This is a genomic window from Frondihabitans sp. VKM Ac-2883, assembly GCF_015350875.1.
In the GTDB taxonomy this organism is placed as follows: Bacteria; Actinomycetota; Actinomycetes; order Actinomycetales; family Microbacteriaceae; genus Frondihabitans.
The window spans coordinates 67488-91103 of record NZ_JADKSF010000003.1; the positions used below are offsets into that span (position 1 = coordinate 67488).

The window sequence follows — 23616 nt, forward strand, 5'->3', positions numbered from 1 at the left end:
CCGACGCCCCACAACACCCTCCTACACCTCTTAGCACCCGCCGACACCGACCGACCGACGCACCGTGAGGTCGGCGCCGCACGACCAGCCTCAGCGCTGGGTCGCGAGGAGGTCGGCGGCGATGCCGGTGTCTTCCCATCCGCTGCCGCGCGGTTCGAGCAGATTGCCGCTTACGGTGAGCACGCGGATGCGGTCGGCGCCGTTGCCGCCGACGAGCCCCACGGCGACGTCGTTCGGGCTGCCGAGGTCGGTGGTCTCGCCGCCGACATCGTGCTCGGACACGAGCGAGTCGCCGTCGTCGCTCGTCGACAGGGTGCCGACCGTCAGCTCGTCGACCCAGGTGACCGACACCGGAGTGCCGGCGGGTGGCGTGAGCTGGATCGGCACGCCGAGGCTGACCGGCACCAGATCGTCGTCGCGCACGATGGCGGCCACATATAGGTGCGTGGTGCCGTCGGCGTCGAGCAGCAGCGCGATGCGGGTTCCGTCGCGCGAGATCTTGAACGCGGTGAGCTGCTCGTCGGAGGGCAGAGCGCTCTCGATCGGATGGGCGGTCCCGTCGGCCGCGTAGGCGGTCAGCGATTGCGGCGCTCGCTCCTGGGCACTCCAGATGAAACCGAGGTCGTCGAGAGAGGGGTCGGTGAGGCTGCTCCGGTCGTCGAGTCGGCGTGACGAGCCGTCGTTCCGAGCGACGTACACGCCCGACGCCGTGCCCACCGCGGCCAGCGTCTGTTTCGTCGACAGTTCGACCGAGGTCGGGTTGAGGCCGACGACCGTCTTCGACAGGCCCGAGATCGGAGACACGGTTGCCGTGCTGGCGAAGCCGAACTTGCCGTCGGCGATGACGAGGGGGCGGGCGTCGACCGGCGGGTCGGTGATCGCCTCGGCGCCGGTGTCGTTGGGGATCGAGACGGGCGACCCCTGAACGCTGATGTCGACGGCGCTGACCGTCGAGATCGTGGAGAAGCTCGCGACGAGCTGAGCCCGCATCCGGGCGAGATCGGTCGCGCTGGCGTCGGAGGCCGCGCTCGTGAGGTCGACCTTCGCCGTCCCCGACGAGACGGGCACGACCGAGTCGTCGAGGCGTGTGCCCGCGGGGAAAGCCGATGAGACGGCCCCGGAGAGCCACGGCGACGGGCCGGCGAGAAGAGCCTCGGCGATGCGGGTGGTGGGAGACGAGCGGGCGAGGAACCAGCGTTCGTCGGGAACGAGATACGTGTGCGTCGGGTCGAAGAAGTAGAGCGCGTGCGGGCGGAAGACGAGGTCGAAGTTCGCCGTCGACAGCACGATTCCGGCCGGTGCCGAGCTGATGCGCCACTCCCCCGACACCTTCTCGAACGCGAAGTCGAGCTGCTGGGCGGTGGTCGGCTGCGATTCGCTGTAGTGGCCGGACGCATCGACCCGGGCGGTGACCTGGATCGTGTAGGTGCCCGCGTCCTGGCCCGCGCTGGTGAACGCGCCCGAGCCCTGGCGGACGAGCACCCCGGTCTGCGGATTCCACTTCTTCGCCGCGGCCTCCGTCATGTACTCGCGTGCCACCTCGTAGTCGCCCTGCGACCCGGTGCCCGCCTCGATGAAGCCGCGGAGGATGCGCTCCTGGTCGCTTCCGGCTACCGGCCCCGACGGGAGGTATTCGATGTCGCTCTCGATCTTGTTCGTGATGGGGTCGCCGGTTTGAACTCGGCCCGTCGAGGGAATGCTGGCGCACCCGGCGAGCGCGACGAGAGCCGCCATCGAGAGTGCGACCGATCGAAAGACCGAGGAGCGCCGCCTGCGGCCGGAGGGGTCGGACCGGTTGCCACGCGTCATGCCGGTCCTCCCTCGGTGTCGACGCCCGGCTGGGGAACAGCCAGTGCGATCGGAGACGAGGTGATGGTAACTCCCCGCCGTCGAGGAAGCGTGAGCACGAAGCGAGTGCCGACTCCGAGCTCGGAGGCGACTTCGAGCTGGCCCCCGTGCAGGATCGCGTCTTCCCGGCTGATCGAGAGCCCGAGCCCGGTTCCGCCGATGGTGCGCCGGCGTGACGGGTCGGCCCGCCAGAAGCGGTCGAATACGCGCTCGGCATACTCCGCACGAAGCCCGACACCGTGGTCGTCCACAGCGATCGCGACCGCGTCGGCGTCGCTGTCGATCGTAACCGTGATCGGCCGCCCCTCGCCGTGCTCGATGGCGTTGCCGACCAGGTTGCGCAGGATCCGACGGAGCCGTCTCGGATCCGCCTCGGCCTCGAAGAAGCCCCCCTGCGCATTCAGGGTGATCGTGCTCCCGGCTTCCGCGGCCAGTGGCTCGAATTCAGCGAGACTGTCGGTGACGAGGCTCACGAAGGGCACCGGCTCCGTCTCGAGCTCGACCGCACCGGCGTCGAAGCGCGAAATCTCGAGCAGGTCGGCGAGGAGCATCTCGAATCGATCGATCTGTGTGTGCAGCAGCTCGGCGGTCCGGTGCGAGACGGGGTCGAAATCGCCGCGATTGCCGTAGAGCACGTCTCCGGCCAGCCGAATCGTGGTGAGCGGCGTGCGCAACTCGTGCGACACGTCGGAGACGAACATCTGCTGCATGCGCGACAGGTGGGCCAGCTGTTCGATCTGACGCTGCATGACGTCGGCCATGCCGTTGAACGACCGGCCAAGGGTCGCCACGACGTCTCGCCCGGCCTCGGGGATGCGCTCTTCGAGGTGCCCGGCCGCGATCAGCTGGCTCGTCTCCGCCGCCTGCCGAATCGGCGCCACGACGAGGCGCACGACGACGTAGGTGATGACCGCGATCAGCAGCACCAGGGCGATGGAGCCGATGGCGAGGGTCTGCTTCATGAAGTCGAGAGTCTTCTGCGCGTCGCTGAGGTCGTAGACGAGGTAGAGCTCGTACTGGCCGGCGGTCGGCACCTGCAGGGTCGATCCGACTGCGATGCCGGGGGCGCGACCGGCGCTCGTGGTCAGCGAAACCGGCTGGAAGTGCAGCCGATCGGAGTCGCGCGCCACCGCCGAGCGCATCTCCCGAGAGATGGAGGAGTTCGGAAAGTCGGGGCTCGCGATGTTCTGAATGGTCTGCGAGGTCGACTGACCCGGCGTGCGGAGGATCGCGATGCTCGTGCCGCCCGGGCTGGAGGTGGAGCTCAGGATCGCACTCTGCGCCTGGTTCTGCAGGGAGTCGAGCTCGACCTGGTTGTTGTCTTCGGTGGAGGTCGCCGAGTCGAAGATCCCCTGGGCGAGAACGGTCGCGCGCTGCGACTCCGATTCGATCTGCGCGCGGCGCTGGTCGTAAACGTTGTTGCCGATCGAGATCGAGATGGAGGCGCCGATCACTGTCACGGCGATGCCCGACAGGATGACCGTGATCGCGATGGTGCGGAACTCGAGCGACGACCGCCACAGGCCCAGCACACCCGACGGCCAGCGACGCCAGCTGCCCACGGACGGCAGGCTCAGCCGCATGGTGTTAGGCGGACGCGCCGGCGCGATAGCCCACGCCGCGCACGGTGCTCACGATGCGGGGATTGTCGGGGTCGTGCTCGACCTTGGCGCGGAGCCGCTGCACGTGCACGTTCACGAGCCGGGTATCGGCCTTGTAGTGGTAGCCCCAGACCTGCTCGAGCAGCATCTCGCGGGTGAAGACCTGCTGCGGTTTGGAGGCCAGTGCGAGCAGGAGTTCGAATTCGAGCGGCGTGAGATTGATGACCTCGGAGCCGCGGCGAACCTCGTGGGCGGCGACGTCGAGGGTGAGGTCGCCGACGGCGAGGCTCTCGCTGGTCGTCTCGGCGATGGGGCGGAGCCGGGTCTTGATGCGGGCGACCAGCTCTTTGGGGTTGAACGGCTTCACGACGTAGTCGTCGGCACCGGATTCGAGGCCGCGCACCACGTCGGAAGTGTCGCTCTTCGCCGTCAGCATGATGATGGGGACGCCGCTCTCGGCGCGGATCAGCCGGCACACCTCGATGCCGTCGATTCCCGGCAGCATCAGGTCGAGGAGAACGAGATCGGGCTGGGCCTCCGAGAAAGCGCGCAGAGCGCCCGAACCGTCGGCGCAGAACGAGGGCTCGAAGCCGTCGGCGCGGAGGACGATGCCGATCATCTCGGCGAGGGCAGGATCGTCATCTACCACGAGGATGCGCGGGTTCATGGTCTCCACTTGTCGGCGGCACCGGTCGGTGCTGATGCGACCACAGTAGCGAACGGCCCCGGGAACGGGCGCGTCCCCCTTCATGGGACGACTCTGGGAGTACCTCTGGCTGGTTGTCGGCGGTGTGTGGAATCATTCATGCGAAAGCGATGCCGATCCGGGGGAACATGAGCGAGAACAATGCGTGGGCGACTCCGGGGCGAGATGCCGACGAGCGACGGCCTCAGGATCCAGGCCAGGCCGCTCCTGCACCTCCGCCCGTCGGCCCGCCCGCGCCGCTCGGCCCGCCCCAGCATTTCGGGCCACCCCAGTCGTTCGGGCCGCCCCCGCAATTCGGGCCGCCGCAGTCGTTCGGCCCGCCGCAGGTCGGCCCTCCACCGGGGTGGGCCCCACCGCCGAAGCCCGGCCTCATTCCGCTCCGCCCTCTCACTCTGGGCGACATGCTCGGTGCCGCCTTCCGCGTGTTCCGACGCAATCCGCGCACGACGTTCGGCACGTCGCTTCTCTTCTCGCTCGTGTCGTTCGTGGTGTCGGCGGCGATCACCGCGGGCGTCGCCTACGTCGCGATCGACCGCGTCACGGGTGCCCTGCCAGAGAACCGCGACGCCATCCTTCCCGGCACGGTGGCCGGCGCAATCGGCGCGCTGCTCGTACCGCTCTTCCTCACGATCGCGACGCAGGCGATCCTTCAAGGCGTCTTCGTCCTCGAGACGAGCCACCAGGTGGTCGGCGAGAAGATGCGGCTCGGCGGTCTCCTGCGCCAGGCTCGGGGTCGCATCTGGGCCCTGATCGGCTGGGTCTTTCTACTGATGGCCGCGACAGTGGTCGGGCTCGCCCTCGTCGGCGGCGTCGTGACGCTGCTCGTGCTGATCGGCAATCCCGCGGGCATCGTGTCGGGCGTGCTCGTCGGCCTCGTCGGGCTGGCCGGCATCGCGGTCGTCGCCGCCTGGATCGGCACCAAGACGAGTCTCGTGCCGAGCGTCCTCCTTCTCGAGCGACTCCCCCTCCGCGGTGCCATCGCCAGGTCGTGGCGATTGACTCGGCACAGCTTCTGGAAGACCTTCGGCATCATCGCGCTCGTCGCGGTCATCGTGAGCGCGGCGTCGAGCGTCGCGAGCGCCCCCGTCTCGTTCCTGTCGCAGATCGGCGGCGGGCTGGTCGAGCCCAACGGTTCGGTCGGCGACACGAGCGCGATCGTCACCTACCTCGTGGCCAACCTCGTCGGGCAGCTCATCACCGTCGTGATCGGGGCGATCGGCGCCGTCGTTCAGGCGTCCACTATCGCGCTGCTCTATATCGACCTGCGGATCCGCCGCGAGGCCCTCGACCTCGAACTCGTCCGCTACGTCGAGCTGCGCGCCCATGGCACGTCGCCGCTGCCCGACCCGTACCGCTCCCCCGGAGCCCCGTGAGCGCTCCACTGACCCCGTCGCCCGACGAGGCCCGCCGACTCCTCCAGGAGGAGCTGGCAAAGAGCGAGTATGCCGCCTCGCGGCCCGGCTTGCTCGACCGGGCCGCCAGCGCGTTCTGGGACTGGGTCACCTCGCTGCGCTTCGGGTCGGTCGAAGGAGCGCCGGCGCTGGTGCTCGTCGTGCTCCTCGTCGTCGTGGCCGCGGTGCTCGTCGTGGTCTTCGTCGTCTACGGTCTGCCGCGCCTCAACCGCCGGGGCGTCGCCGACGGCGCCCTGTTCGGCGTCGACGACTCCCGCTCGGCCGACGACCTCCGCACCTCGGCGGCGCGGGCCGCCGCTTCCGGCGATCACGCCCAGGCCATCATCGAGCAGTTCCGCGCCGTGGCGCGTGCCCTCGATGAGCGCGACCTGGTGACGACGTCGCCGGGAACGACGGCGCACGCGGTTGCGATGCAAGCGGGCGTGCCGTTTGCCGCGTTCGCGTCTCGGATCCTCGATTCGTCTCGCGTCTTCGATGAGGTTCGCTACCTCGACCGGCCCGGCACGGCCACCGACTTCGAGGCGCTGCGGGCTCTCGACGCCGAGCTGGAGGCCGCGACGCCGACTCGGCCCGCCTCGACCGAGGTGCTCGCGTGAGCGACACGCTGCTGCGGCCGCGGCGCCCGACGCGGGCTCCCGCCGACGAGGCGCGACGAGCGGCCCGCCGGGCACGCGTGACGATCGGCGTGGTCGCGGCCGTCGTCATCGCCGTGATCGCGGGCGTGTTCGTGCTGGGTCTCGGAGGATCCGGCGGTCAGCCGCTCGGCCCCACGAGCACCCAGCCCGATGGCGCCAAAGCTCTGGTCAGCGTGTTGCGCGAGCAGGGCGTCCGGGTGGTGACCACCGACTCGCTGGCGGCGACTCGAAAGGCCGCCGCCGCGGATCCTCAGGGCACTACGGTGTTCGCCTACGACTCGGGGCAGTACCTTCCGGCCGCGTCGTGGAAGGCACTGGCTCCGCTGTCGGCGCACACCGTCGTGGTCGACCCGGGCCAGGCCGCGCTCGAAGCGATCGCCCCGGGCGTCAGCGCAGGCCCCGAACTCGATGGCACGCTGTCGCCGCGATGCGATCTTCCCGCGTTGGCAGAGATCAGCCGGGTGACGGGGAGCGGCACCGGCTATACGGTCACCTCCGGCGCCTCCGAGACCCTGGGCGCCACCACCTGCCTGCCGGTCTCGGGCGGCAAGGCGTTCGGGCTCGTGCAGGTGGGTTCGATCACCATTCTCGGTGCCTCGGCGGCCCTCACGAACCAAAGCATCGTCGACGACGACAACGCCGCTCTCGCGCTCACCCTCCTCGGCGACTCCTCCACCCTGGTCTGGTATCAGCCCTCGCTCGCAGATCTGCCGAAGGGCTCGGGCACGCTCGCGTCGCTCACACCCGGCTGGGTCACCCCCGGCATCGCGCTGCTCGCGGTTGCCGCCATCGCGGCGGGCGTCTGGCGTGGCCGCCGCTTCGGGCCGCTGGTCGTCGAGCGGCTACCCGTCGTGGTCCGCTCCACCGAGACCACGGAGGGCCGTGCTCGGCTCTACGAGAGATCGTCGGCGCGGGTGCACGCGCTCGATCAGATCCGCATCGGCACCATCGGTCGGCTCCAAAGGCTGACCGGGTTGTCGCGGTCCTCGACGGTGGACGACGTCGTGTTCCGCGTCGCCGGTCTGATGGGCGCGAACCCCGCCGAAGTCCGGGCCACGCTCGTCGACACCGTTCCCCGCGACGACAAGCACCTCGTCTTGCTCAGCGACGCCCTCCGCGACCTCGAATCCGCCACGGCTCGCGCGGTGGCCACTCGATGACTCCCTATTCCGACCATTGGAGAGACTCCCTATGACCGACGCTCCCCCGCCCCACGACGCCGCCCAGCCGTTGTCCGCCGACCCGCCCGCGTCCGATGCCGAGCTGTCGTCCGCCGACCTGCAGCAGGCCTTCTCGCGCGTTCGTGACGAGGTCGGCAAGGCCGTCGTCGGGCAAGACGGTGCCGTCTCGGGCCTGATCGTCACGCTCCTCGCCGGCGGGCACGCACTTCTGGAGGGTGTTCCCGGGGTCGCGAAGACCCTCCTCGTGCGGGCGCTGAGCCACAGCCTCAGTCTCGACACCACCCGCGTGCAGTTCACCCCCGACCTCATGCCGGGCGACATCACCGGCTCGCTCGTGTACGACTCCAAGGCGGGCGAGTTCGAGTTCCGCTCCGGACCGGTCTTCACGAACATCCTCCTGGCCGACGAGATCAACCGCACGCCACCCAAGACGCAGTCGGCCCTCCTCGAGGCGATGGAAGAGCGCCAGGTCTCGGTCGACGGCGTCTCGCGGCAGCTGCCGGTGCCGTTCCTCGTCGCCGCGACGATGAACCCGGTCGAATACGAGGGCACCTACACGCTGCCCGAGGCACAGCTCGACCGGTTCTTGATGAAGCTCACCCTCGACCTCCCCGCTCGCGACGACGAGGTCGAGGTGTTGACCCGCCACGCGGCCGGCTTCTCGCCCCGCGATCTCACCGCTGCGGGAGTCGCCCCCGTGCTCGGATCGGCCGAGATCCTCGCGGCTCAACGGTCGGTTCGCGAGGTCGGCGTGCGACCCGACGTCCTCGGCTACATGGTCGATCTGGCCCGCGCCACCCGCGAGAGCCCGTCGGTCAAGATCGGCGTGAGCCCGCGGGGGTCGACGGCGTTGCTCGCGGCGTCGAAGGCCTGGGCCTGGCTGACCGGCCTCGACCACATCACGCCCGACCACGTGCAGGCGATGGCTCTGCCGGTGCTGCGTCACCGTCTCCAGCTCCGACCCGAGGCAGAGCTCGAGGGTGTCGACGCCGACGGGATCCTCCGCTCCGTGCTCCAGACCGTTCGCGTGCCGCTGTAGCCGTGGTCGTCACCGGATGGTTCGTGCTCGTCGTCGTCCTCGGCGTCGTCCCCGTCGTCGCGACGTCGAGCCCCTGGGCGCTGGTCGGCTGGCTCGGGCTCTGCCTGCTGGTGCTCGTGATCGATGTCGTGCTCGCGGCATCCCCGCGCGCTGTGCGGCTGACGCGCACCCTGCCCTCGGCGATCCGTCTCGGCGAGTCGACGACGGCGTCGCTGTCGATCGTCAACGAGGGCAAGCGAAGGATCCGCGGACTCGCCCGCGACGCCTGGGAACCCTCCGCGGGCGCCTCCCCCGCTCGCTTCCGCCTGGCCGTCGCTCCGGGTCGGCGCCACGGGGCGACCACCGCCCTCGCCCCCTTCCGCCGGGGTGAGCGCCGCGCGTCGGCCGTGACGATCCGAACCCTCGGCCCTCTGCGGCTCGCCGGCCGGCAGGCCACGCATCCGCTCCCCGGCTCGATCCGGGTCCTCCCCCGCTTCTCGTCGCGCAAGCACCTGCCGTCGCGCCTCGCTCGGCTCCATGAGCTCGACGGTCGCACCAGCGTGATGATCCGCGGTCAGGGCACCGAGTTCGACAGTCTGCGCGAATACGTCCGGGGCGACGACATCCGCTCGATCGACTGGCGTGCCACCGCCCGACGAACCGACCTGATGGTGCGCACCTGGCGGCCCGAGCGCGACCGCCGCGTCGTCCTGATCGTCGACGCCGGCCGTACCTCCGCCACGCGGGTCGGCGACGAGCCCCGCCTCGACACCGCGTTCGAGTCGGCTCTTCTGCTTGGCGCCCTCGCCTCGCGGGCCGGCGACCGTGTCGATCTCGCCGTCGTCGACCGACGGGTGCGAGGCCGGGTGCAGGGGGCGACGGGCGCCGACCTCCTCTCGTTGATGGTGACGACCATGGCGCCGATCGATCCGGAGCTCGTCGAGACCGACTGGGCGCTCGTGCCGGGTCTCGTCCGGTCGATCAGCACGCAGCGATCGCTCGTCGTGATCGCCACGACGCTCGACTCGCCCGGGGCAGCTCGGGCACTCCTGGCCGCGATCCCGCAGCTCACCGCTCGGCACCTGGTGGTCGTGGCGAGTGTCGTCGACCCAGTGCTCGACGAGCTCGCGGCGACTCGCACCGACCGCGACGAGGTCTATCGGGCGGCGGCCGCCGAGCGCGCGCTCCTCGACGTCGCCCGCGTCTCCGCGGCGCTGCGGCAGCTCGGCGCCGAGGTAGTGACTGGATCGCCGGCCGATCTGCCGCCCGCGCTGGCCGACCGGTACCTCGCGTTGAAGGCGGCGGGGAGGCTGTAGGTCGGGCTGGCTCGCGGAAATCGCACTTCTGGTCGCTCGCACCCGACCCCAACTGCGATCTCGGCGTGGGCGACGCCCGGCTAACCGGAGACGAGCTGGCGCGCCCCCGCCTCGAACTCATCGAGGTCACCGGTCTGGCCCGCGCGGAACGCCCGACCGCCCACCAGCCACTGGTAGATCAGGAACGCTGCCAAAGCGACCGTTCCGATGCCGATCTTGATCGCCCACGGCCACGGCTGCCGGGTGACAAACCCCTCGATCACGCCCGACACCAGCAGCGAGATAACGAGGCCGATGGCGATGCTGCCCAGCGCACGGCCGTCTTCGGCCAGGGCCTGCCCCCGGGTGCGGGCGCCCGGGGCGATCCACGACCAGAAGATCATCAACCCGGCTGCCATCGCGACGAAGAGGCTGTACAGCTCGAGCTGACCGTGCGGCGCGATGTAGAGGAAGAAGTATTCAAGGCGCCCCTGCTCGGCGAGGACCCCGGCGCTCATCCCGACGTTCTGCGCATTCGTCAGAAGGAGGTAGGGCACGTAGATGCCGGTGATGCCGAACGCGACGCTCTGCGCGGCGATGAATGCGTTGTTGGTCCAGACCTGGCCCGTGAACGACGACGGAGCGTTATTCGAGTAGTAGTCGACGAAGTCGCGAGTGGCGAACTGCTTGCGGAACTCGGGCGAGCCGAAGTTGGCGAGAACGGCCGGGCTGGTGGCGGCCCAGACGCCGAAGAGCACCGCGACGACGACAGTCACGGCCGCGACCACGAGCGACAGCCAGCGCACCCGGTAGAGCGCGGCCGGCAGCTGCACGGCGAAGAAGGTCGGCACCTGACCCGCGAGGTTGCGCCCGGTGCCGGTGAAGCGGAGCCGCGCTCTCGAGAGCGAAAGGGAGAGGCGTTCGCCGACCGCGCTGGATCCTGCGCTCGATTTCAGAGCCGACAGCTGCGAGGCACCCGACTGGTAGAGCTCGATGAGGCGGTCGGTGTCGTCGCCCTCGAGGCGCCGACGCTTGGCGAGCCGGTCGAGCTCAGACCAGTCTTCCTGGTGGGCGCGGGTGTAGGCGTCGATGTCCATTCTGATTAGATACTAGGCATGGCCGGTCGACGAGCGCTCCCCCGCACCGGTCGCGGTGCCGCTTTCGGAGGCGAGGGCGTCGCCTTCGACACCTTTGCGGCCGACGACGACGAGCTCGTCACCGGCGAGGCGGTCGGCCTCGACATCCGCTCGGCGCCGTTCGTGTTGCGGATGGCCGGCGTGGTGATCGACTACGTCGCGTACGTGCTGCTGCTGATCGGCCTGCTCGTCGTGCTCTCGCTCGCGAGCTCGCGCGGTCTCGTCGACAGCTCGACCGCCCAGGCTCTCTCGATCGCCTCAATAGTCATCGCGCTCGTCGGCGCTCCGGTCGCCATCGAGACGGCCAGCCGAGGCAAGTCGCTCGGCAAACTCGCTGTCGGAGCCCGCGTCGTCCGGCTCGACGGTGGAGCGATCAGCCTTCGGCACGCTGTGATCCGCGCGCTCGTCGGAGTGCTCGAGATCGTCATGACCGTCGGCGGAATCGCCGTGGTGGTCGGCCTGCTCAACTCGAAGTCCCAGCGGCTCGGCGATCTGATGGCCGGCACCTACGCGCTGAACGAGCGTCCGCCGAAAGCGGGGCGGATCGTCTACGCGGTGCCTCCCGCGCTCGAAGAGTGGGCGCGCACGGCCGACGTGGCCCGGCTGCCCGACTCGCTGGCGCGGCGGTTGTCGTCGTTCGTGCAGCAGTCCGGGTCGTTGACACCCGACTCCAGGATCCGGGTGGCCACCTCGCTCGCCGGCGAAGCGTCGCGGTACGTCTCTCCCCTGCCTGCTGTCGACGCCGAGACCTTCGTGGCCGCGGTGTCGGTGGTCCGCCGGGAGCGCGAAGCTCGGGCGCTCGACGCCGAGGCGGCCAACCTGCTGCGCCTGGCGCCGGCGCTCGAGGGGTTGCCCAGCGGCTTTCCGCGGCGCTGAGCCCCCGGGCTCGGCTGTGGTCTCTGCCGTACCGTCACGCGACAAAATCGGGCGGACCAGCGAGAAACTCGCGGATCCGCCCGATTTCGGCGCCTGAGGGTTCGTGCTGCCGCTCAGTAGCGGTAGTGGTCGACCTTGTAGGGGCCCTCGACCGGCACGCCGATGTAGGCGGCCTGCTCGGGGGTCAGCGTCGTGAGCTCAACGCCGAGGGCATCGAGGTGGAGGCGCGCGACCTTCTCGTCGAGGTGCTTCGGCAGCGTGTAGACGCCGACCGGGTAGAGCTCCTGCTTGGTGAAGAGCTCGATCTGCGCGAGCACCTGGTTCGTGAAGGAGTTGCTCATCACGAACGACGGGTGGCCGGTGGCGTTGCCGAGGTTCATGAGGCGGCCCTCGGAGAGGACGAGGATGCTGCGGCCGGTGGGCAGACGCCACTCGTGCACCTGCGGCTTGATCTCGATGCGCTCGGCGCCCGCGAGCGACTCGAGGCTGGCCATGTCGATCTCGTTGTCGAAGTGGCCGACGTTCGCGACGACCGCGAGGTGCTTGAGGCCGAGGAGGTCGTCGACCGTGACCACGTTGACGTTGCCGGTGCCCGTGACCAGGATGTCGACGTCGCCAATCACGCTCGAGAGCTTGGCGACCTGGTAGCCGTCCATCGCCGCCTGCAGAGCGTTGATCGGGTCGACCTCGCTGACGATCACGCGAGCACCCTGGCCGCGAAGAGCCTCGGCGGCACCCTTGCCGACATCGCCGTAGCCGGCCACGAATGCGACCTTGCCACCGATGAGCACGTCGGTGGCGCGGTTGAGGCCATCGGGAAGCGAGTGACGGATGCCGTACTTGTTGTCGAACTTCGACTTGGTCACGGAGTCGTTGACGTTGATGGCCGGGAAGAGCAGCAGGCCGTCGCGGGCGAGCTCGTAGAGGCGGTGGACGCCGGTGGTGGTCTCTTCGGTCACACCGAGGATGGCCTCGCCGACCTTCGTGTAGCGGTCGCTCGACTCGTCGAGGGAGGCACGGAGCAGCTCGAGCACGACCTTCCACTCGGCCGAGTCGCCAGCAGCCGGTTCGGGAACGACGCCCGCGGCCTCGAACTCGCGGCCCTTGTGCACGAGCATGGTGGCGTCGCCGCCGTCGTCGAGGATCATGTTTGGACCGGTGAAGGTCTCGCCGGACTCGGCGGCTTCGGCGCTCCAGTCGAAGATCTGGGCAGCGCACCACCAGTACTCTTCGAGCGTCTCGCCCTTCCAGGCGAAGACCGGCACGCCGGCGGGCTCGTCGACGGTGCCGTTCGGGCCCACGACGACGGCGGCCGCGGCCTCGTCTTGCGTGGAGAAGATGTTGCAGCTCGCCCAGCGAACCTCGGCGCCGAGCGCGGTGAGCGTCTCGATCAGCACGGCGGTCTGCACGGTCATGTGCAGCGACCCCGCGATGCGGGCGCCCTTGAGCGGCTGCGACTCGGCGAACTCGTCGCGGAGGGCCATGAGACCGGGCATCTCGTTCTCTGCGAGACGCAGCTGGTGGCGGCCGGACTCGGCGAGGGACAGATCGCGCACGCGATAGCGGAAAGCGGCGTCGGGACGAGGGGCTGTGACGAGTGACATGTGTCCATTCTCGCACCGGGAAGCGGAATACGCGGGTTGGGATCCTGGGCTGTGAGCGGTGTCGAGCGACCTGTGGATTACTTCGGCAGGGCGGTGCGTCGAAGCAGCAGGCTGTTGCCCATCACGATGAGTGACGACAGCGCCATCGCGAGGCCCGCCACGACCGGATTGAGGAGGCCCAGCATGGCGATCGGCAGAGCCGCCACGTTGTACGCGAATGCCCAGAAGAGATTGACCTTGATCGTGCGAAGGGTGTGGCGCGAGAGGTCGAGAGCGTCGGGTACGAGGCGGAGGTCGTCGCGCAACACCGTGATGTCTCCGGCTTCGAGGGCGGCGTCTGATCCCCCTGCCAGGGCGATGCCGACGTCGGCGCCGGCAAGCGCCGCCGAGTCGTTGACCCCGTCGCCGACCATGGCGACTACGCGTCCCTCGGCCTGCAGCGCGCGGATGACGTCGAGCTTGCCTCCGGGCAGCACTCCAGAGATCACTCTCTCGATGCCGAGGTCGGAGGCCACTGCGGCGGCCGCACCCGCGTTGTCGCCCGTGACCATCATCGGTTCGAGACCGCGCTCACGCAGACGGGCGAGAGCGGCAGCGCTGGTCGGCCGAACGGTGTCAGCCACCGAGACGACGCCGCGAGCACGGCCGTCCCAGGCCACGACGACGGCGGTGCGGCCCGAAGCCTCCGAGACCTCGACGGCCGCAGAGACGCTCGCGGTGTCGACGGCCCATTCGCTCGCGACCCACTCGCGTCGACCGACGAACACGACGTGGCCGTCGACCAGGGCACGCACTCCCGATCCACCCGACGCTTCGAAATCATCGGCCCGAGCGATGCCGTCCGACTGCCCCTCGGCGACGGCCCCGGCGACGATGGCCCGGCCGACCGGGTGCTCCGACAGGGCTTCGACGGCGGCCGCCATCCGGAGCACGTGTGCCCGTGTCTCGCCGGTCGTAGCGACGACTTCGATAAGTGCCATGGAGCCGGTCGTCAGTGTTCCGGTCTTGTCGAAGACGACCGTGTCGACCGCTCCGGCTCGCTCGATGACCTGGGGCCCGCGGATCACGATGCCCCGGCTCGCGCCGATGCCGGTGCCGACGAGCAGGGCCGTGGGCGTCGCCAATCCCAGTGCACACGGGCAGGCAATGATCACGGTCGCGACCGCGGCGGCGAACGCCTCGATAGGAGGGTGTCCCGTGGCGAGCCAGCCGATGAGCGTGGCGAGCGCCAGGCCGATCACGACGGGCACGAAGATTGCCGACACCCGGTCGGCTAGACGCTGCACGCGGGCTTTGCCGGTCTGGGCGTCTTCGACCAGGCGTGCGATGTGGGCGAGCTGGGTGTCGGCTCCCACCCGAGTCGCCCGCACGGTCAAATGTCCGCCCTCGTTCAGGGTGCCGCCCGCGACGGTGTCACCCACGCCCACCTCGATGGGCACCGATTCGCCCGTGAGCATGCTGGCATCGATGGCCGAGGCACCGCGCGTGACGACCCCGTCGGCCGCGATCCGCTCGCCCGGGCGCACGACGAAGACGTCGCCCGCGGCGAGCTCTGCGACTGCCACCCGAGTCTCGATCCCGTCGACGAGACGGCGTGCCTCGAGGGGCTCGAGCGACAGCAACGCGTGCAGCGCTCGCCCCGAGCTCGTGCGGGCACGGGCCTCGAAGTATCGCCCGGCGAGCAAGAAGACCGTCACGGTCGAGGCCACCTCGAGATACGTGTCGCTCGACGCTCCGTCGGCCCGCCCCACGAGCTGCAGGGTCATGCGCATCCCCGGTAGCCCCGCATCGCCGAAGAAGAGCGCGTACACCGACCACGCATACGAGGCGATCACGCCGAGTGAGATGAGGGTGTCCATGCCCACACCGCCGTGTCGCGCCTGGCGGAACGCCGTCGTGTGGAACGGCCAAGCCCCCCACACGGCGACGGGGCTAGCCAGGGCGAAGACGAGCCACTGCCAGTTTGTGAACTGCAACACCGGCACCATCGAGAGCACCAAGACGGGCACAGCGAGAACAGCCGAGACGAGGAGGCGCTGCCGAAGCGAGTCGGCCGATCCGTGATCGTGGTCGGGGTGATCGGCGGGAGCGTCAGCGGTAGCGCCCGCGGGCGTCGGCAATGCCGGGCGGTGGGCCGGATCCTGCGGTTTCGGGGTGTGCCGATCTTCGGCGACTCGCGCGGTGTAGCCGGCCGCCGAGACCGCGTCGAGAGCGACGGAATCGTCGGCATCGATGGGCAGCGAGACACGAGCGCGCTCGGTCGCGAGGTTGACCGACGCCTCTGCCCCGGCGATTCGGTTGAGCTTGCGTTCCACCCGCCCGGCGCAACTTGCGCAGGTCATTCCCTCGATCGACAGGTCGAGGATCCGGGTGGGCGCGCCGCCGGCACCGCTCTCACTCATGAGGCGGCCGGGTGCAGGTCGTAGCCGGCCTCGTCGACGGCTTCGCGCACCTCGGGCTCAGCCAGCGGGCGGGTGCTCGCGACGGTGACGGAGCTCGAAGCTCCCGGGCGCAGGTCAATCGACACCCCGGTCACACCGGGCACCGCGTTGAGTTCGTCGGTCACGGCGCGGACGCAGTGCTCGCAGGTCATCCCGTCCACCAGGAAGGTGGTGCTGGTCGTGTTGTCGCTGGGTGTCATCGGGTTCCTCTCGATCGCGGAGACATCAGGAGCGGACGAGGCGGGCGATCGCCGCCGACGCCTCACGGATCTTCTCGTCGGCGACCGGGCCACCCTCGCGAGCGGCCTCGGCGACACAGTGCGCCAGATGGTCGTCGAGCAGCTGCAGGGCTACCGTCTCAAGGGCCTTCGTTGCTGCGGAGACCTGGGTCAGCACATCGATGCAATAGGTGTCGTCTTCTACCATTCGCTGGATGCCGCGAACCTGCCCCTCGGCACGGCGGAGGCGCTTGATGATGAGGTCTTTGTCGCCGCTGTAGCCGACGTGTGCGCTGTGATCCATGCCGCTCCCTGCTGGTTATACCCCTAGGGGGTACCACAACCCTACGCCGCCGCCGCCGCCAACGGTACCCCCGAGGGGTATTGCGTGGACAAAAACCAGGAGATTCCCACCGGCCCCCGAAAGTGAGACGAATCGGGAGGGAAAAGGCGAGAATCTCCTGGAAGATGCCCCGTGCGCGCTAGGCCCGGATCAGCGCCAGAACGGCGTCCCGCACCTGCACCATGCCACCCGGCGTCGCCGCCTCGGCATTCAGGCGAAGCAGCGGCTCGGTGTTGGACGGCCGCACGTTGAACCACCAGAACTCGCCGGTGTCGAACGTGCCCGAGACGGTCAGGCCGTCGAGCTCGTCGAACTCGCCGCTGCCCGTGTAGGCCTCGACGATCCGGGCGTAGGCCGCCGGCACGTCGGTCACGGTCGAGTTGATCTCGCCCGACGCGGCATAGGGCGTGTAGTGGTCAGTGAGCTCAGAGAGAGGCGTCGAGCCCGACCCGAACTCGGCCAGCACATGCAGGGCCGCGAGCATGCCGTTGTCGGCACCCCAGAAATCGCGGAAGTAGTAGTGCGCCGAGTGCTCGCCGCCGAAGATGGCGCCGGTGGCCTTCATCTCGTCTTTGATGAGCGAGTGGCCGACCCGGGTGCGCACGGGGGTGGCACCCGCGGCCTCGATCGCCTCGGGCACGGCGCGCGAGGTGATGAGGTTGTGGATCACGCTGATGTGCTCGTCGGGCGATGCCGCGTGAACGCGGGCGATCTCGCGCACGGCGACAATCGCGGCAACGGCCGAAGGCGTGACCGCGTCGCCCTTCTCGTCGACCACGAAGCAGCGGTCGGCGTCGCCGTCGAAGGCGAGACCGAGATCGGCTCCGTGCTCGACGACGGCCTTCTGCAGGTCGACGAGGTTCGACGGCTCGAGCGGGTTGGCCTCGTGGTTGGGAAACGTGCCGTCGAGTTCGAAGTAGAGCGGGATGATCGTAATCGGCAGCTCGGGGAGGCCGGCGGCCGTGCCGAGGACGGCCGGGACGGTGAGCCCGCCCATTCCGTTGCCGGCGTCGACGACGATCGTGATCGGGCGGATCTTCGCGAGGTCGACAATCGAGCGCAGGTACGCGGCGTACGACGGCAGAGCGTCGAAGGGCGTAACGGAACCCGGGGTCGGGGCCGCGTCGATGCCGTTGGCGAGGAACGCCGAGGCACGATCGCGGATCGACGACAGGCCGGTGTCGAGCGAGATGCCCTGGGCACCCGCGCGAGAGAACTTGATGCCGTTGTAGGTCGCGGGGTTGTGGCTCGCCGTGAACATGGCGGCCGGGGCGTTGCGCGACCCGGAGGCGAAGTACGTCTCGTCGGTCGAGCAGAGACCGAGCAGGGTGATGTTGGCACCGCGAGCGGTAGCTCCGCGACCGAAGGCGTCGGCGAATTCGGGCGACGAGTCGCGCATGTCGTGCCCGACCACGATCTCAGTGGCGTCACCGCCGATCTCGTCGGCAAAGGCGGCGCCGAAGGCCTCGACGACCTCGGGGGTCAGCTGCGATCCGACGAGACCTCGCACGTCGTACGTCTTGACGAAGGCGGTGAGGTCAACGGGCGAGTCAGAAGTCATGCCCCAAAACTACATGGCGGACGACCTGCCACCCCTTCGGGGCCGACAGGCTCTCGGCATGACGGGCACACAGGTCGTATCCGTGAGGCTCCACGACCATCGACAAAGGGCCGACAACGGCCATCGAATCGCCGTAGTCGTAGGTGAGAGTAGCCACCGCCTCGTCACGGCAGGTGGCCTTGCTGCAGGGTCGCGCGTTCATCTCGAGTCACCCTAACCCGACAAACGGAGGATTCCCCGAGGCGCGACTACCATGAGCGAATGGCTCGATCCCGAAGTGCGCGCGTCAGCGGCCGATCCGGATTCCGCGATCGCCACGGCCGCGGCCCGCGCTCCTCGGTCGCCGGCCCGCACCTCCCCTTTCTCGAGACACGCATCGATCGTTTCGACGACATCGTCGCCTCCGCCGCCCAGTATCTTCGCGAGCTCTGGCCCGACGAGCTCGAGGGGGTCGTGTTCGAAGTGGCCGGGCTGCCGGCCGGAGTGACGGCCGAGCTGACGGCAGACGAACGGTCAAGGGCGCTCGGCTCAGCGGGAGCACCCCGCCTCGATCGGTGGCGCGTGGATGTGGTGAGGCGGCGGATCCTTCTTTACCGTCTTCCCATCGAACGACTCGCGCGTCCCCACGAGACCCGCTCGGTCGGCGACGACCCGTGGCAGCACCGGATGCTCGTCGAGGGCTACGTGTTTCGGGCGGTCGGCGATTTTCTCGGCAAGGATCCCTGGGAGCTGGCACCCGACCGCTATCGCGACCGCTAGCGCCGCGCACTCCCCGGCCTCTCGGCCGCTAGACGCCGCTCGCCGCGGCTCGCCGCCCGCTGATCGCCGAGACTTCACTAATTACCCATGGTGACCCCGCTCTACCGGCCATTCGTGGAGTCTCGCGTCTCAACGCGGCCCAGCGCTACGGGTAAACCGTCACCGGCGTCGACACGGCGGTGGGCGAGAAGAGCGCGTACGAGGCGACCTGGCTCGACGAGCTGAAGCTGAGGCCCGCGCGCAGTCCGTTCGCCCTCGAGAGCGATGCGACCGCGTCGGGCGACAGCGCCACCGCGACCGAACCGCCCGACGGAACCTGCAACTTCTTGGCGCTCTTGCCGCGAACCGACAACGTCGCGCTGACCACCTTCGAGGTGGGGTTGGCGACGACCAGCCGAGGAGAAGGCCCCGCCGGAACGGCGAACAGCGTGGAGCCGCTCAGCGACGGAGCAGCCCCCGCCCAGGCCAGGTCGATGTCACCGTCACGCGCCAGCGTCGACGTGCGAGTTCCGGCCACGACGGGCACGTTCGACGTGACGAAAGCGGTGTACTGACCGGTCGCCAAGCCGTCGAGGGGAATGTCGGTCACCTGCCCGGCCTGCGCCGTGACCGAGAACGTCGCGCCCGTGCCGTCGGCGGTGCGCATCTCGATGGCGATGCGGGCGTTCACAGAGCCGGGCACGTAGGTGCGGAGGATCGGCAGCAGATCGCCGTAGCCGTCTTTGCCCGTCGCCGTCTGCAGAGCGTTGTCGCTGTGCACGATGACGCCGGGAACGGTCACCGACCGCGAGGGCGCCGCGGAGGCGCTGACGGTGTCGAGGCCGCCAGCCTTGAGGGTACGGACGACGCTGACCTGCAGGCTCGACGAGATCTGCCCGCCTCGGCTCACGACGTGCACGACCGGCGAGGCGAGGCCCGTGGCGAAGCCCGACAGGGGCACGACCTTCTGGCTGCCGGGGGCGACGACGATGCCGGTCAGCCCCGGTCCTTCGACTTTGCCGTCTTCGCCGTAGACCGCGAGGTCGACTGTCGAGTTGACGTCGGAGGCGTTCACGAGGTTGATCAGGCTGGTGCGGCCGGTCTCGGTCGATCCGCCGACGAGCCAGGTCGACGAGGTGGGGTCGGCGCAGGGCGAGGCGGCGAAACCCTTGAGGGCCGACGTCGACGAGGCCGCGCTCTGGGCCGCCGCGACGGCGGGAACCGTGGTCGACCCCTTCGCCTCGGCAGTCACCAGGAGGGGCTTGGAGGCCGCGCCGTCGGATCCTTTGAGAGAGTCGGTCGTGGGCTTCTGCACCGCACCCGACCCTGCCGATCCGGCGGCGGTGACGGTTCGCGCGGCCGACCCGGCGGTGACCGACGTCGCCGACGCACCCGAGTCGCCATTCAACTGGAGCAAGGATCCGGCACAGACCCGCTGCTGATCGAGCGCGACGGGCGTGACGACCCTGCCGGCCGGCGTCTCGCTCAACGTCGGCAGCGGCAGCAGCGTCGCTCCCGCGACCACTGCCGCTCCGATGGCCACGGCGACCACCCCGACGCCGGTGCGGACTCCTGCGGAGACCATCGAACGCTTACTCATCTCGCTCCTCGTCGAAGGTCGTGGCGGGTTGCTCGGATTCGGGGGCACCCGTGCGCACCCGGCGTCGCCGTGGCGTCGTCGGAATGGCGAGCAGCAGCGCCGACCCGAAGATCAGAGCCCAGGATCCGAGCACGATCGGCCGCACGATCGAATCGCCCGGGTGGTTCGCACCGCGCTCGGTCGCATCGACGTAGCGCCACAGCTGGCCGCTCGTGGTGTCGCCGACGGGCAGGAACACCGCTTCTCCGTCCAGCGCCTCCTTCGCCCGCTGCGACAGCGCAGCTCGGGCGTCGTCACCTCGGCTGTCGCGGAGGAGCACGAAGCCCACACCGAGCTCGCGGAGGACGGGAGCCGGGTCGTAGCCGCTTCGGCTGACCAGGTTGCCGGCGAGAGTGGTGAGGTCGCGGCTCGTCGACGAGAGCTGCTGCTGCGTCGAGTCGAGGGTCGACTGCTGGTCGAGGGTCTCGCCCTGGCCGCGCTCGAGCGAGACCGCGAGGGAGCCATCAGGCTGCGGGGTGAGCACGAGAGTGCCCACGTCGGGCTTGGCGACGGCCTCGGCGGTGACGTAGGCCGAGAGGATCCGACCGCTCGACGCCTCGATCGCAGAGGTCTGCAGCACCATCCCGATGATGAGCGGGAACGAGGCGGCGATGCCGAGCACGGCGAACAGGAATCCGAGGGGCGGTGTGAAGCGGGGAATGCGGTCGAGGCTCACCGCGGCCGCGCCAACCATTCCGACGAAGTAGAGGCTGAGGCCGGCGCCGGCCCAGACCCCGGTAGTGGAGCTGCCCACGCCGGTGATCTGCAGATGCGTCGCCGCCACTGCGGTGAGGTAGCCGACGAGTGCGAGTGCGAGGCAGGCGACCGCCCGTCCACGGGTGGGGAGGAACACCGAGACGATCGCAAGAAGGCCGAGGGGCAGCAGGGCCACGACCACGACGATCGCCATGGTCGAGCCGGTGATACCGAGCTGGGCTACGAGGTCGGTCCAGCCGTTCAGGCCGGTCTCGGGTGAGCCGAGGGCCAGCTGAAGGGGTGAAGCCGCCTCGGCACGCGTCGGAGCGCCCGGATCGGCGAAGATCGCCCACCAGGTGCCACGCGAGATCTGCGCGATCGCCAGGGGCACGAACAGCGCGATGGCGGGAAGGGGGACCGCCAGCATGCGGTGTGTGCCGCGGGGCCGCGCCGCGATCGAGCCGAGCCAGCCGATCACGAGGGCCGGAATGAGCGAGGGGGTCGCGGCAGCGATCACGGCGAAGAGGATCGATGCAGCAGCTCCCGACGACCACCGGCTGTGCGACTTGATCATCGCGAGCACGAGGAACGGCAACAGGGCGTGCGTCACCACCGCGCCGAGGCGGCCGGCCTGCAGGGCGGCGAGCACGGGAGGCGAGACGGCGTAGACGAGGGCCGCGACCGTGGGTACCCAGGAGCGGTACGTGATGCGGCGGGCGGCGAGCCAGGCGCCGACAGCCGACAGCGGCAGAGCCGCGAAGTAGAAGAGGACGATGCCGGTCGACGGCGACCAGAACGTGATGCTGCCGAGCACGGCCACGATTCCCGCGAACGGGTCGGCGGGCCCGACGAAGCCGGTGCCGATCTCATGCCAGCCGAATCCGACCGAGTGCCAGAGCGACGACACGGTGGTGCTGACGGGCAGCAGGCCTCCCCCGGTGACGGCCGGCGAGCCGAGGAGCGTGAAGAACGCGACCACTCCGACGACGGCGACCAGAACGGTGATCCACAGCCCACCGGATCCGATGAAGCTCGCGCGCGGCTCGGTCGAGTCCTCGATGCCGGCCAGCTGGGCGTCGCGCTCGTTGATGCGCCGCTCACGCAGATCGGAGAACGTGGCCCGCAGGGGGCGGAGCGTCCGCCACGGCACCTTCTTCGTCCGGGCGAAGTTGACCCGCGCCTGGCGAATGTGAGAACGACCGAACGCGGTGCCGAACGCGGTGCGGAACTCGCCGACCACGGCTCCGGGGTTCTTGACGAGCAACTGCCAGATCGATCGGAACAGAGCGAGTGGAACGAGGCTCAGCCAGTGGAACGGCAGCGCGACGGCGGGCGCGTAGACGAGGCGGCGATGCAGCTGAGCGGCCCTCCGGAGTCGCGCGCGGCGGGCGTGACCGCCGGGCTTCCGGCCGAAGTCTTCGGGGTAACCGTCTGAGAGCACCCGGGCGGTCGGAACGAGCACGACACGGTGCCCGGCGAGACGCGCGCGGGTCGAGAAGTCGAGAGACGAGTCGACGTGCGGCAGCGCCGGGTCGAATCCTCCGAGCGCCTCCCAGACCGATCTCCGCACGAGCATGCCGCCAGCGGCCACCGCGAGCACGTCGGTGCGCGAATCGCGCTGCCCCTGGTCGAGCTCCCCGGCGACGAGCGCGATCGAGGAGCCGAATCGCGTGACCGTCTCGCCGAACTCCGAGATGACCCCCGGTTCGTCGGCCCGCATGAGCTTCGGTCCGGCCACCGCCACCGACGGTGCGACCTCGACCGTCGCCATCAGATACTCGAGCGCGCGGGGTTCCGGAGCGTTATCGGCCCCGAGGATCCAGAGCCACTCGTCGCTCGACTCGGCCGATGCCGGGCCCACCACCCGCAGCGCGTGGGCGACCCCGGCGCCGATCGTGTCGACGCCCTTTGCCTGCGTCACCTGCGCCGCACCGCTGAGGGCTAGGCGACCTGCCGCGGATCCTTCGCCACCGGCATCGACGACGACGAGCGCCTCGGGCGGACGGCTTTGACGCGACAGCCCGTCGAGGGTTCTGTCGAGGGTGGTCGCTCCGCTGGGGGCGACGAGGATCGCTGTGACTCTCGGCTGCATGACGGTGAGACTCTACGAGCCCGGAAACGCGAGACGGCGCACCCGGTGGGCGCGCCGCAGCGATTCATAGGTACGGTTCTGCAACCGCGGCGTGTGGTTACGCGCGCTTGCGGAGTTTGCGACGCTCGCGCTCAGAGAGGCCGCCCCAGATGCCGAAGCGCTCGTCGTTCTGCAGGGCGTACTCGAGGCACTGCGACTTGACGTCGCAGGTGGCGCAGATCTTCTTGGCGTCGCGGGTCGATCCGCCCTTTTCGGGGAAGAAGGCCTCGGGGTCGGTCTGGGCGCAGAGAGAGTCGGCCTGCCAGGCGAGAGGGTTCTCTTCTTCGTCGACGACGGGACGGCGAACACCGGGAACGCCGAGCTGAACCGGGTCGATGTGCCAGTTGTCGGGAACGATCGAGCCGGACGCACGCCCTCCGGCGAGGAGTTCGTCGGCCGCTGCCTCGAGGTGCCGCTGGCTGTCGAGGTGACGCTGGGCGTCGAGGTGTCGCTGGTCAGGCGACTCGAAGTCGTGTGCCCCATTGTGAATGGCCACTGCGCATCTCCCCTCGGTGCTGTTGCTTCCCGGTTGGTCGC

20 protein-coding genes are annotated in these 23616 nt (G+C 69.7%); 7 read left to right on the plus strand and 13 right to left on the minus strand.

Features of this window, described 5'->3' with window-relative positions; all coding sequences use genetic code 11:
* Positions 1 to 90: 90 nt before the first annotated feature.
* The 3 genes from ITJ49_RS06620 to mtrA are packed head-to-tail and all read right to left on the minus strand — an operon-like array spanning position 91 to position 4116.
* A complete protein-coding gene (locus ITJ49_RS06620) occupies positions 91 to 1809 on the minus strand; it encodes an LpqB family beta-propeller domain-containing protein (RefSeq protein ID WP_194603079.1) in 1719 nt (572 codons plus the stop codon).
* The gene (gene mtrB, locus ITJ49_RS06625; protein WP_370544401.1) at positions 1806 to 3410 is read right to left on the minus strand and encodes an MtrAB system histidine kinase MtrB; all 1605 of its coding nucleotides are present in this window, start codon (positions 3408 to 3410) and stop codon (positions 1806 to 1808) included. Before mtrB ends, ITJ49_RS06620 begins: the two co-directional genes overlap by 4 nt.
* Positions 3411 to 3435: 25 nt before the next feature.
* The gene (gene mtrA / locus ITJ49_RS06630; RefSeq protein ID WP_055962072.1) at positions 3436 to 4116 is read right to left on the minus strand and encodes an MtrAB system response regulator MtrA; all 681 of its coding nucleotides are present in this window, start codon (positions 4114 to 4116) and stop codon (positions 3436 to 3438) included.
* Positions 4117 to 4283: 167 nt separating this feature from the next.
* Between mtrA and ITJ49_RS06635 the strand changes: the two genes are divergently transcribed.
* From ITJ49_RS06635 to ITJ49_RS06655, 5 genes are read left to right on the plus strand one after another with little or no spacing between them, the layout of a single operon-like run.
* The gene (locus tag ITJ49_RS06635; RefSeq protein WP_194603084.1) at positions 4284 to 5528 is read left to right on the plus strand and encodes a hypothetical protein; all 1245 of its coding nucleotides are present in this window, start codon (positions 4284 to 4286) and stop codon (positions 5526 to 5528) included.
* Positions 5525 to 6163: a DUF4129 domain-containing protein gene (locus ITJ49_RS06640; RefSeq protein ID WP_194603087.1), complete on the plus strand. Its 639-nt coding sequence runs from the start codon at positions 5525 to 5527 to the stop codon at positions 6161 to 6163. The genes ITJ49_RS06635 and ITJ49_RS06640 overlap by 4 nt, the downstream gene beginning before the upstream one ends.
* Entirely contained in the window at positions 6160 to 7362 is a 1203-nt protein-coding gene (locus tag ITJ49_RS06645) for a DUF4350 domain-containing protein (protein ID WP_194603090.1), read from the plus strand. The genes ITJ49_RS06640 and ITJ49_RS06645 overlap by 4 nt, the downstream gene beginning before the upstream one ends.
* Positions 7363 to 7393: 31 nt before the next feature.
* Complete coding sequence (locus ITJ49_RS06650) at positions 7394 to 8422, plus strand: MoxR family ATPase (RefSeq protein WP_194603093.1); 1029 nt, start codon at positions 7394 to 7396, stop codon at positions 8420 to 8422.
* Between the two features lie 2 nt (positions 8423 to 8424).
* Complete coding sequence (locus ITJ49_RS06655; protein ID WP_194603096.1) at positions 8425 to 9717, plus strand: DUF58 domain-containing protein; 1293 nt, start codon at positions 8425 to 8427, stop codon at positions 9715 to 9717.
* A gap of 80 nt (positions 9718 to 9797) precedes the next feature.
* On the opposite strand, the gene ITJ49_RS06660 is transcribed toward ITJ49_RS06655, so the two are convergent.
* Positions 9798 to 10793, minus strand: a complete 996-nt coding sequence (locus ITJ49_RS06660; protein WP_194603099.1) for a stage II sporulation protein M — start codon at positions 10791 to 10793, stop codon at positions 9798 to 9800.
* Positions 10794 to 10811: 18 nt separating this feature from the next.
* Between ITJ49_RS06660 and ITJ49_RS06665 the strand changes: the two genes are divergently transcribed.
* Positions 10812 to 11708, plus strand: coding sequence for an RDD family protein (locus ITJ49_RS06665; RefSeq protein ID WP_194603102.1), 897 nt, complete (start codon positions 10812 to 10814; stop codon positions 11706 to 11708).
* Between the two features lie 113 nt (positions 11709 to 11821).
* Here the strand turns inward: ITJ49_RS06665 and ahcY are convergent, their stop codons facing one another.
* The 6 genes from ahcY to ITJ49_RS06695 form a co-directional block, all read right to left on the minus strand.
* Complete coding sequence (gene ahcY, locus ITJ49_RS06670) at positions 11822 to 13312, minus strand: adenosylhomocysteinase (RefSeq protein ID WP_194603106.1); 1491 nt, start codon at positions 13310 to 13312, stop codon at positions 11822 to 11824.
* 77 nt (positions 13313 to 13389) lie between these two features.
* Complete coding sequence (locus tag ITJ49_RS06675) at positions 13390 to 15714, minus strand: cation-translocating P-type ATPase (protein WP_194603108.1); 2325 nt, start codon at positions 15712 to 15714, stop codon at positions 13390 to 13392.
* Positions 15711 to 15953 carry a heavy-metal-associated domain-containing protein gene (locus tag ITJ49_RS06680; RefSeq protein ID WP_194603110.1) on the minus strand — a complete coding sequence of 81 codons (243 nt, stop codon included), beginning with the start codon at positions 15951 to 15953 and terminating at the stop codon, positions 15711 to 15713. Before ITJ49_RS06680 ends, ITJ49_RS06675 begins: the two co-directional genes overlap by 4 nt.
* A 25-nt stretch (positions 15954 to 15978) precedes the next feature.
* On the minus strand, positions 15979 to 16275 hold the full coding sequence (locus ITJ49_RS06685; protein ID WP_055959363.1) for a metal-sensitive transcriptional regulator: 297 nt from the start codon (positions 16273 to 16275) through the stop codon (positions 15979 to 15981).
* A gap of 178 nt (positions 16276 to 16453) precedes the next feature.
* A complete protein-coding gene (locus tag ITJ49_RS06690) occupies positions 16454 to 17875 on the minus strand; it encodes a phosphomannomutase/phosphoglucomutase (RefSeq protein ID WP_194603111.1) in 1422 nt (473 codons plus the stop codon).
* On the minus strand, positions 17865 to 18077 hold the full coding sequence (locus tag ITJ49_RS06695; RefSeq protein ID WP_194603113.1) for a DUF3499 family protein: 213 nt from the start codon (positions 18075 to 18077) through the stop codon (positions 17865 to 17867). Before ITJ49_RS06695 ends, ITJ49_RS06690 begins: the two co-directional genes overlap by 11 nt.
* A gap of 59 nt (positions 18078 to 18136) precedes the next feature.
* On the opposite strand from ITJ49_RS06695, the gene ITJ49_RS06700 reads away from it, so the two are divergent.
* Positions 18137 to 18634 carry a metallopeptidase family protein gene (locus ITJ49_RS06700; protein WP_194603115.1) on the plus strand — a complete coding sequence of 166 codons (498 nt, stop codon included), beginning with the start codon at positions 18137 to 18139 and terminating at the stop codon, positions 18632 to 18634.
* A gap of 145 nt (positions 18635 to 18779) precedes the next feature.
* Here the strand turns inward: ITJ49_RS06700 and ITJ49_RS06705 are convergent, their stop codons facing one another.
* The 3 genes from ITJ49_RS06705 to ITJ49_RS17970 form a co-directional block, all read right to left on the minus strand.
* Positions 18780 to 20213 carry a DUF5719 family protein gene (locus ITJ49_RS06705; RefSeq protein ID WP_194603117.1) on the minus strand — a complete coding sequence of 478 codons (1434 nt, stop codon included), beginning with the start codon at positions 20211 to 20213 and terminating at the stop codon, positions 18780 to 18782.
* The gene (locus tag ITJ49_RS06710; protein ID WP_194603119.1) at positions 20206 to 23040 is read right to left on the minus strand and encodes a glycosyltransferase; all 2835 of its coding nucleotides are present in this window, start codon (positions 23038 to 23040) and stop codon (positions 20206 to 20208) included. Before ITJ49_RS06710 ends, ITJ49_RS06705 begins: the two co-directional genes overlap by 8 nt.
* A 97-nt stretch (positions 23041 to 23137) precedes the next feature.
* The gene (locus ITJ49_RS17970; RefSeq protein WP_055962080.1) at positions 23138 to 23416 is read right to left on the minus strand and encodes a WhiB family transcriptional regulator; all 279 of its coding nucleotides are present in this window, start codon (positions 23414 to 23416) and stop codon (positions 23138 to 23140) included.
* Positions 23417 to 23616 lie beyond the last annotated feature (200 nt).

Bases quoted from the DNA above. Each gene is read 5' to 3' on its own strand.
- ITJ49_RS06620 (WP_194603079.1), bottom strand. From the start codon at position 1,809: ATGACGCGTGGCAACCGGTCCGACCCCTCCGGCCGCAGGCGGCGCTCC.
- mtrA (WP_055962072.1), bottom strand. From the start codon at position 4,116: ATGAACCCGCGCATCCTCGTGGTAGATGACGATCCTGCCCTCGCCGAG.
- ITJ49_RS06635 (WP_194603084.1), top strand. From the start codon at position 4,284: ATGAGCGAGAACAATGCGTGGGCGACTCCGGGGCGAGATGCCGACGAG.
- ITJ49_RS06650 (WP_194603093.1), top strand. From the start codon at position 7,394: ATGACCGACGCTCCCCCGCCCCACGACGCCGCCCAGCCGTTGTCCGCC.
- ITJ49_RS06660 (WP_194603099.1), bottom strand. From the start codon at position 10,793: ATGGACATCGACGCCTACACCCGCGCCCACCAGGAAGACTGGTCTGAG.
- ITJ49_RS06665 (WP_194603102.1), top strand. From the start codon at position 10,812: ATGGCCGGTCGACGAGCGCTCCCCCGCACCGGTCGCGGTGCCGCTTTC.
- ahcY (WP_194603106.1), bottom strand. From the start codon at position 13,312: ATGTCACTCGTCACAGCCCCTCGTCCCGACGCCGCTTTCCGCTATCGC.
- ITJ49_RS06675 (WP_194603108.1), bottom strand. From the start codon at position 15,714: ATGAGTGAGAGCGGTGCCGGCGGCGCGCCCACCCGGATCCTCGACCTG.
- ITJ49_RS06680 (WP_194603110.1), bottom strand. From the start codon at position 15,953: ATGACACCCAGCGACAACACGACCAGCACCACCTTCCTGGTGGACGGG.
- ITJ49_RS06685 (WP_055959363.1), bottom strand. From the start codon at position 16,275: ATGGATCACAGCGCACACGTCGGCTACAGCGGCGACAAAGACCTCATC.
- ITJ49_RS06690 (WP_194603111.1), bottom strand. From the start codon at position 17,875: ATGACTTCTGACTCGCCCGTTGACCTCACCGCCTTCGTCAAGACGTAC.
- ITJ49_RS06695 (WP_194603113.1), bottom strand. From the start codon at position 18,077: ATGAACGCGCGACCCTGCAGCAAGGCCACCTGCCGTGACGAGGCGGTG.
- ITJ49_RS06700 (WP_194603115.1), top strand. From the start codon at position 18,137: ATGGCTCGATCCCGAAGTGCGCGCGTCAGCGGCCGATCCGGATTCCGC.
- ITJ49_RS06705 (WP_194603117.1), bottom strand. From the start codon at position 20,213: ATGAGTAAGCGTTCGATGGTCTCCGCAGGAGTCCGCACCGGCGTCGGG.
- ITJ49_RS06710 (WP_194603119.1), bottom strand. From the start codon at position 23,040: ATGCAGCCGAGAGTCACAGCGATCCTCGTCGCCCCCAGCGGAGCGACC.